The sequence below is a fragment of the Psychrobacillus sp. genome, assembly GCF_056205495.1.
Genome location: NZ_JBAEAP010000348.1, coordinates 1 through 3,395, shown reverse-complemented (window position 1 = coordinate 3,395; position 3,395 = coordinate 1). Strand labels below are relative to the sequence as shown.

Genomic DNA, 3,395 nt, shown 5'->3' with positions numbered 1-3,395 from the left:
CAGGTGCCTGGCACCTGTAATGCTGCTTCCAGGCACCCGTAATATTCTCAATCTATTATTATGTTTATAGACAAAACTGCACCCCAACGTTGGCGGGGTGCAGTTTTGTTGTTTTATAAATTATTTATGGTAGTTATATTTTTAATAAAAATTTTACTTATGATTTCGTTAGTAAAATTTGTAGAGTGGATATTATTGTACGCGAGCGAAACCGAATCCTGAAGCGTAGTCGTCTCCAGTTGCTGCTCCGTAACCGCCTTTAATGTCTACTGCTTTTGCTCTATTTTGCAAGTTTGTACGAAGTTGAGTATGAGACCAAGATGGGTTTTGTGCCCAAATTTTAGCAGCTAGTCCAGCAACGTGTGGAGATGCCATAGATGTTCCACTGATTGTGTTGTATCCGCCATTGTGCCAAGTAGAGTAGATAGATGCTCCAGGTGCAGAGATTTCTACATCACCTTGTTGGATTACATAATCACCGTCTGTAGAAGCATAACCACGAGAAGAGAAGTTTGCTACACGATAAGTTCCATTTTGTTGTACATTTTCTAGAGCTGCTACAGCAACAGCGTTTAATAATGCTCCTGGATATCCGATTGTTCCTTGAGCGTAACCGGAGTTTCCAGCCGCTGCAACTATTAATACACCTTTACTATACGCATAGTTAACTGCACTTGATATTAAACTATTATTTGCAGAAGATCCTAATGACATATTAATAACTGTTTTTGTTCCTGTAGAAACAGCTTGATCTGCAGCGTGTCTGATAGCTGCTGCAATATCATCTGAGCTACCTGAGCCACTATCACTTAACACTTTATATGCCCAAAGGTCTGCTGCAGGCGCTACACCATAAACTCCAGATTTGTCACTACCGCCATCTGCAAGGGCTGTCCCAGCAACGTGAGTACCATGTCCATTTCCATCAGAACAACTATTGTTGATAACCGTAGTTGAGCCTGTGAAGTTTTTACACTGTTCTACTCTATTTACTAAATCTGTATGATTTCTATTTACTCCAGTATCCAATACCGCGATATTAATGCCATTTCCACCTGAAGTGGAGGTTAAACTACTATTATTGTAAATTGCTTTAATGCCCCAAGGAGTTTGCTGAGATGCGTTTGCTGCAGTCTCATAATCTGCTGGTTGAGTAGTAGAATCTACTTCTGGCAGATCCAGTGTTACGGTTGGAACCTTTGTTACGGTAATATTTTTATTTTTTTGAAGAGCCTGGAACTGCTTTTCATTCATATCCGTTGAGAACCCATTTTCTGAAAGCTCCCATCTTACTTCGTACTGATTTGCCAAGGACGCTTTGTTCGCCTTGTTATTGGCTTCTACATACACCCGAAACTTTTCTACCCCGACATTAGAATTTCTGTCCTCTACTGAGGATGGTGTTTCTTCCGGTGAGCTTGCTTGGACCGGTGCTGCAAGTGAACCTGCAATTAAGAGGCTTGCTAGTGCGATTTTAAATTTGCTCATCTGTGAAAACTCCTTTTCGGTTTAGTTTTGTAGTACAATATTAAAACTAACACATTTTGAAAATTATGTTTATTGGGAAAAAATATCTTACAATAATTAGGAGGGGTACTATGAGGATTGGCTCGCTAATAAAATTTTATCGAACAAAGAGAGGATTAACACAAACAAGTCTTGCTAATGGAATATGTTCTGTGCCTCATCTCAGCAAAATAGAAAATAACAGTAAGGAAGCAAATGTTGAGACAATCCGTTTGTTGCTGGAGCGTTTAAAAATTGACTTGCAGGACGTACAGGCAAATGAAAAACAAATTTTCGAATTAATAAAGGACTTCTTATGTCATATTCATTATTTAGAAGAAGAAAAGGCAACAGAAGTATTCAAAACTTTAGAGGGCTATCATGAGCTTATTGTGTTTACGGATCATATTTATCTATATGAGCTTTACAAACTACGCTATTATCTATTAATAAATAATAGAGACGCTGCAGAATATCAGCTAAAATGGCTACATGCCCAAAAACAAAATTTTTCCCAATATGAGAAGTATTTACTTTTATACATGGGTGCTTTAATTTTAATGTTAAGGGGGAGATTTGAAGAGGCAGATAAGCAACTTACTCGAATTATTCACGATCAAGCTGAGTTAGGGTCCTTTACCGGAGAGCTTCACTATCATCTGGCAGTTGTAAAGGGACATTTAGAAGAGTCTAGCTTAGCGATCATATATGGTAAGCAGGCATTGCAATTTTATAGTAACCAATACAACTTCAAACGAATCCTTCATACACTTATGTCGCTTGCTTTAAACTACTCACGGGCAAAAATATTCAATGAAGCATTAAATACGTATACCCATTTGTTAAGAAGCATAGAATTGCTTAACCAGCAGCATCTCCTTCCAAAAATTTATCACAATATAGGTGACTTACATCTACGGATGGGAGATTATTTGCAAGCTTTAGAGTACTTTCAAAAAAGTAAAGCCATTATCCCTGTGAATTCCGATAATTATCTCTTGTGCTTATATAATTTGGCGCAAACCCAGTTCCGCTTGGAGCAATGGGAAGCATGTAAGGAAAGCTTTACTTTATTGAAAACCGAGGCTAAAAAGCAGCAAATCATGCATTATCGATTGTTTTCCAGCTTTTATTTATTTTTGTTGGAGGGTGAGAGGGAAAAGGCGATGACCTTTTTAGAGGAAAAATTAGTTCCCTACACAGCAAGAGGAGAAAACCTTAAAGAGATTCACCATCAATTCCTAGTCATTTTAACTGACTATTACCGTCAAGAAGGTAAATTTGAGAAAGTCGTTCTACTAACAAAACAATAGAGGAGAGTGTCATTGATGAAAAAATCTACAAAAGCCCTAATTTTAGCTACATTAGCAGGTGTTGCAATCGCTTTTATTCCTATCCATCCACCAATCGGGTCTAGTGCGAGCGGCGAAGTAAACTCTATCCCGATCCACCCACCGATTGGCTCAAGCACAAACACTATCCCAATACACCCACCAATTGGCTAAATAAAAAAAGAGAAATCCTTCGGGGTTTCTTTTTTTAGTTTCATAGAATTTTGCAGAGATGGGGTGAACCTTGCAGAGAAGAAGCAGAACCTTGCGTAAACGTGCGTAAACCTTGCGGAAATGAGTGAGGACCTTGCAGAGACGAGTCAAAACCTTGCGGAAACGAGTGAGAACCTTGCAGAGAGCAAATAACCTTGCACAGACGGACGTAAACCTTGCAGAAACGAATCAAAACCTTGCAGAGATTAAAAAAAACCTTGCGGAAACTAGCAAACCTGGAAAAGCACAAATAAAGAACCGTCATTTTCATGACGGTCCACGATTTTATACTCACTTAAACAAATAGGTTAGATTCTGTACATAACTGTTAATCGTTAGGTTGCC

At 38.6% G+C, this 3,395-nt stretch carries 4 protein-coding genes; 3 read left to right on the top strand and 1 reads right to left on the bottom strand.

Annotated elements, in window-relative coordinates; all coding sequences use genetic code 11:
- Nucleotides 1-192: 192 nt before the first annotated feature.
- A complete protein-coding gene (locus AC06OU_RS10440) occupies nucleotides 193-1,488 on the bottom strand; it encodes a S8 family peptidase (RefSeq protein ID WP_475855618.1) in 1,296 nt (431 codons plus the stop codon).
- A 110-nt stretch (nucleotides 1,489-1,598) separates the two neighbouring features.
- On the opposite strand from AC06OU_RS10440, the gene AC06OU_RS10435 reads away from it, so the two are divergent.
- The 3 genes from AC06OU_RS10435 to AC06OU_RS10425 all read left to right on the top strand — a co-directional run bounded on the left by AC06OU_RS10435 (nucleotide 1,599) and on the right by AC06OU_RS10425 (nucleotide 3,357).
- Complete coding sequence (locus tag AC06OU_RS10435; protein ID WP_475855616.1) at nucleotides 1,599-2,819, top strand: helix-turn-helix domain-containing protein; 1,221 nt, start codon at nucleotides 1,599-1,601, stop codon at nucleotides 2,817-2,819.
- Nucleotides 2,820-2,834: 15 nt separating this feature from the next.
- Entirely contained in the window at nucleotides 2,835-3,011 is a 177-nt protein-coding gene (locus tag AC06OU_RS10430; protein ID WP_475855614.1) for a hypothetical protein, read from the top strand.
- Between the two features lie 175 nt (nucleotides 3,012-3,186).
- Nucleotides 3,187-3,357, top strand: a complete 171-nt coding sequence (locus AC06OU_RS10425; protein ID WP_475855612.1) for a hypothetical protein — start codon at nucleotides 3,187-3,189, stop codon at nucleotides 3,355-3,357.
- Nucleotides 3,358-3,395 lie beyond the last annotated feature (38 nt).

Coding starts and splice junctions, on each gene's coding strand:
- AC06OU_RS10440 (WP_475855618.1), bottom strand. CDS start 1,488: ATGAGCAAATTTAAAATCGCACTAGCAAGCCTCTTAATTGCAGGTTCA.
- AC06OU_RS10435 (WP_475855616.1), top strand. CDS start 1,599: ATGAGGATTGGCTCGCTAATAAAATTTTATCGAACAAAGAGAGGATTA.
- AC06OU_RS10430 (WP_475855614.1), top strand. CDS start 2,835: ATGAAAAAATCTACAAAAGCCCTAATTTTAGCTACATTAGCAGGTGTT.